The organism is Gluconobacter vitians (assembly GCF_015244565.1).
GTDB classification, from domain to species: domain Bacteria; phylum Pseudomonadota; class Alphaproteobacteria; order Acetobacterales; family Acetobacteraceae; genus Gluconobacter; species Gluconobacter vitians.
Map to the genome: position 1 here is coordinate 1 of NZ_JABCQG010000052.1, position 3,733 is coordinate 3,733.

General features: G+C 59.0%; 4 protein-coding genes. 3 read left to right on the plus strand and 1 reads right to left on the minus strand.

The window, feature by feature from the left end:
- Positions 1–170: 170 nt before the first annotated feature.
- Positions 171–773, plus strand: coding sequence for a helix-turn-helix domain-containing protein (locus tag HKD24_RS14795; protein ID WP_194260935.1), 603 nt, complete (start codon positions 171–173; stop codon positions 771–773).
- 10 nt (positions 774–783) lie between these two features.
- Here the strand turns inward: HKD24_RS14795 and mobQ are convergent, their stop codons facing one another.
- The gene (gene mobQ, locus HKD24_RS14800; RefSeq protein WP_194260936.1) at positions 784–2,121 is read right to left on the minus strand and encodes a MobQ family relaxase; all 1,338 of its coding nucleotides are present in this window, start codon (positions 2,119–2,121) and stop codon (positions 784–786) included.
- 162 nt (positions 2,122–2,283) lie between these two features.
- On the opposite strand from mobQ, the gene HKD24_RS14805 reads away from it, so the two are divergent.
- Positions 2,284–2,586, plus strand: coding sequence for a mobilization protein (locus HKD24_RS14805; protein WP_194260937.1), 303 nt, complete (start codon positions 2,284–2,286; stop codon positions 2,584–2,586).
- 2 nt (positions 2,587–2,588) lie between these two features.
- Positions 2,589–3,140 (plus strand): hypothetical protein, encoded by a 552-nt coding sequence (locus HKD24_RS14810; protein ID WP_194260938.1) that lies wholly within the window; start codon positions 2,589–2,591, stop codon positions 3,138–3,140.
- Positions 3,141–3,733: the final 593 nt, after the last annotated feature.

Consider the following 3,733-nt stretch of genomic DNA (forward strand, 5'->3'; position numbering starts at 1 on the left):
GGGGGGGGGGTTACCGCACCAGCTATGCGGGGGGGTTACCGCACCAGCTATGCGGTAGGTCTGCTTGACTTTCTTGCAGACTTGCCGAAATATCATGCAAACATAATCAGCAGAAATGCCGTAATATCCAGCACGAATGCGGCCACCTTACCGCAAGGATTTCCGAAAACATGAAACGCATTTCCACACCCCCGGAAGCCATAGGAACCCCAGCCAAAAACAATCCCGGCCAGTGGGTGCAAACCGAGCGCAAAACGCATGAAGCATGGGCGCGGTTGATTACGAAGAAACCACGGGCAGCGGCGCTGGCTCACCACCTAGTTGCGCAGATGGGGCACCAAAATGCCGTGGTGATCCCGCAATCTGTTTTGGCAAAGCTTATGGGCTGTAGCGTGGACACGGTACAACGGGCCGTGCGCGACCTTGTGGCCGAGAAATGGATTTCCGTTGTCCGACTTGGCCGAGGCAAGGAAGCGGCCTACGTGGTGAATGATCGCGTGGCGTGGGGCCAGTCTCGTGACCAGCTCCGGCTGTCGGTGTTCAGCGCCGCTGTGGTGGCCGATCTCGATGACCAAGACGAAGCCCTGTTGGGGCATGGCGATCTGCGCCGCATTCCCACCCTCTACCCCGGTGAGCGCCAGCTTCCCACTGGCCCCGGTATGCCGCCACCCTCTCAACCGTCCATTGACGGCCTAGAGCCTGACTTGCCAGTTCGTCAGCAAGAACCACGCCAAAGCGACCTAGAGGACTTCACCGGACGCCCTGGGCGTTAAGCCCAAGGCGTCAGAAGAAATCAGGGCCGCTGTCGTAGCTGGGGCCGCTGTCGTAGCTGGGGCCGCTGTCGTAATCCCTCGACCGGGAGCGGGACGGGCCTCCACGACCTCGCCCACGGCCTCGCGCTGGGGCCTGCTGCCTCTCGGCCTGCTGGCGCTTCTCCTGCTCCTGATAGACCTTCAGATGGGCTTTGACGGCCTTCTCCTCGGCGTCCAGTCCAGCAGTGCCCAGAGGGTGCCTGTGAGCCTTCAGGGCGCGATCAAACGGATCTGAGGGGTATTCCCCCGCAAGGAACTTCTCGCGGGCATCAGGGGTCAACCTCTGCGCCTTCTTGGCTATATCGGTCATGCGGCCCTTGGCTTCCTGCACGGCCCGCTCTCTGGCCTCCCTCAGTGCTTGCTGGCGCAAAGCCTCCCTGCGCTCATCCTCGCGTCTGCGGGCCTCTGCCGCCCGTCTGGCCTGCTCCGCCAATTCCTCTTGCCGCAGAGCACCAACGGCCCGCAAAAGTGCTTGAGCAGCGCTCTTTTTGGCGTTTTTGACCTGTTCGGCCACCTCCCTGACGGTGGCGGCCAGTTCGCGCACCATCTCCCGCACATGGTCGTTCAGGGTGCGCCTGCGCTCGTTCTCCTGAGCCTTGAACGTCTGGGGCTTGTATGGCTCCCCCTTCCGCTCCTGCTCGGCCTTGTGCTTGCGCTCCATCGTGGTGCTGGTCGGCCCAAGGTGCATGGTCGGCATTTCGTCCACGCCCTGCCGCTCATAGCTGCGATGGTCAATGCGGGCGGGCTTATGGTGGCGCTCTAGTGCTTCGTTGCACTGCATGGCCCACAATTCCCGAAGGCTCTCGATCTCCGGCCCACCCGTCTTGGCGGCGTCCAGTATGCGGGTTTTCTTGCCCAGCCCGTCCGGCTCGACCTCCCGTGTCGTGGTGAGGATATGGGCGTGATAGTTCCGGTCATCACCACCGGCACTGGGAGCATGAAGGGCAACATCAGCAGCCACCCCGTAACGCTCGACCACGGCAGAGGCAAAAGACCGTGCAAGGTCTGCCCTGTCTTTGGCGTCCAGTTCAGCGGGAAGGGCCAGCACATATTCACGGGCCGTCACTGAGTTAGAACGCTTCTCGGTCTGCTCGGCAGCGTTCCACAATGCAGAGCGATTGTGCGCCCACTCGCAACCAGCCGGGGCAATGATGAAACTATCATCAACCCCGGTTCGGTTGGCGTAGTCGTGTTGGCGTCCATCGCGCTCGTTGGTCAGCGTGTCCCCTGTTCGATAAGCCGCAGCGGCAACGGCACTCCTGCCGGTGCTACGCGATACGGTCTTAACGGACAGGTGAAAGATCGCCACGTGATCGGCTCGCTGACAGAATGGGGTTGCAAGGGGTTCGCCCCTGTCGCACGCAAACTCGCAGAGTTTGCATAAGTGCGCCCTTAATATCTAGCCGACATTAAGGGTTGTTGTCAATCTGATTCTGTGGTATGGTTACAATCAAGAGGAGTTTCGTGCAAAATGACAAACACGAGTCAGCCCGCAAAATCCCAGAAAGTTCTTGAAGCCGAAAAGAGGCTTGAGCAGGCGCGTAATGCACTAAGAGACGCCCGCAACGCCGAGAACAGACAGAAACGGAAAATTGAAGATCGTCAGAAAATCATATTGGGTGGTGCGTTACTCAAAGCGGCGGAAAGTGATGAACGCTTCTCGAACGTGATTGATGCACTTCTCAAGCGGTTATCACGGGAGCAGGACACAAAGGCTTTTCAAGATCACGGGTTCACCACACCTCGACCAGCACAAGCGCAGAATGAGGGCTGACCATGAGTGACCCAGACGACACGGACGTTCTAGGACTTCGTGCGTTCGAGGATTTGAAGAACACCGTCCAGAAATCGAATAAAGCCTATTCAGATGTTGCCGGTAAGCTGCCAGCCCTAGCGAAGCAACTTGAGGCACTGGACACCAAAAGCACCAAAGCCGCGCAACGTGTTGAGGACGCAGCGCAGGCCGTCACCAGCTACATCAAGACCGACAGGCGCACCCTGCTCATCTCCTGCGGGTTTGGAGCCATTGCGCTCGTGTTCTGCGCGGGCTTTCTGGGTGACATCAAGGGCAGTCGAACCGGATACGCTCAAGGGTTCGCTGAGGGGCAGCAGGAAGCCAAGAAGCGCGATGCACTGGCGGAATGGGCTGTATCCTCCCCATCGGGCCACATGGCCTACGAAATGGACAGGGCGGGGCAGATTCAGGCGTTCGGCATGTGCAAAATCGAAGGCTACAAGATCAGAACCGACCAGAAAGGGACATGGTGCGTGTCCGTCTCCGGTAACGGCCTCATGTGGCCCGTAGCGCCCCCTGACCTCCACCAGTAGAAAACCACCAGAACAACCACACACCCCATTCCTGAGCCATTTACGGGCCAATTTGAGGGGTGTTTCAGGTCTGGGCGAGTGCGGAGCAGGAGCGGCGTAGCCCGCGAAGCGCCAGACAAGCCGCTTTTCGTGACACGTCACGCAATCGCGCTCGCGCACGGTACCACCCGTGAGACTCCCTGCCCGTGGATATGTGCGCCGCCCTACGGGCCGCGCTCCGCCCGTGGATAGGGCATGGACAGCCCGTGGAAAACGCTGACGCGTTTACCACCGCCTGCCCACACCACTACCCACCGGCTCCACGCTCGGCACACATACCCACCGGCACACACAACAGGTCTGATTTTTTGATTTTAAGGATTTGTTAAGGGTTCGTTCTGCTGGAGAACACGGTTTCCCTCTGCCACATTTTTGCCACATTTGAACCACCCCAAAGAACATAGAAAGAAAGCGAAAAAATAATGTTTTTTTTCAATGACTTAGGGGGGGGGGTTACCGCACCAGCTATGCGGGGGGGTTACCGCACCAGCTATGCGGTAGGTCTGCTTGACTTTCTTGCAGACTTGCCGAAATATCATGCAAACATAATCAGC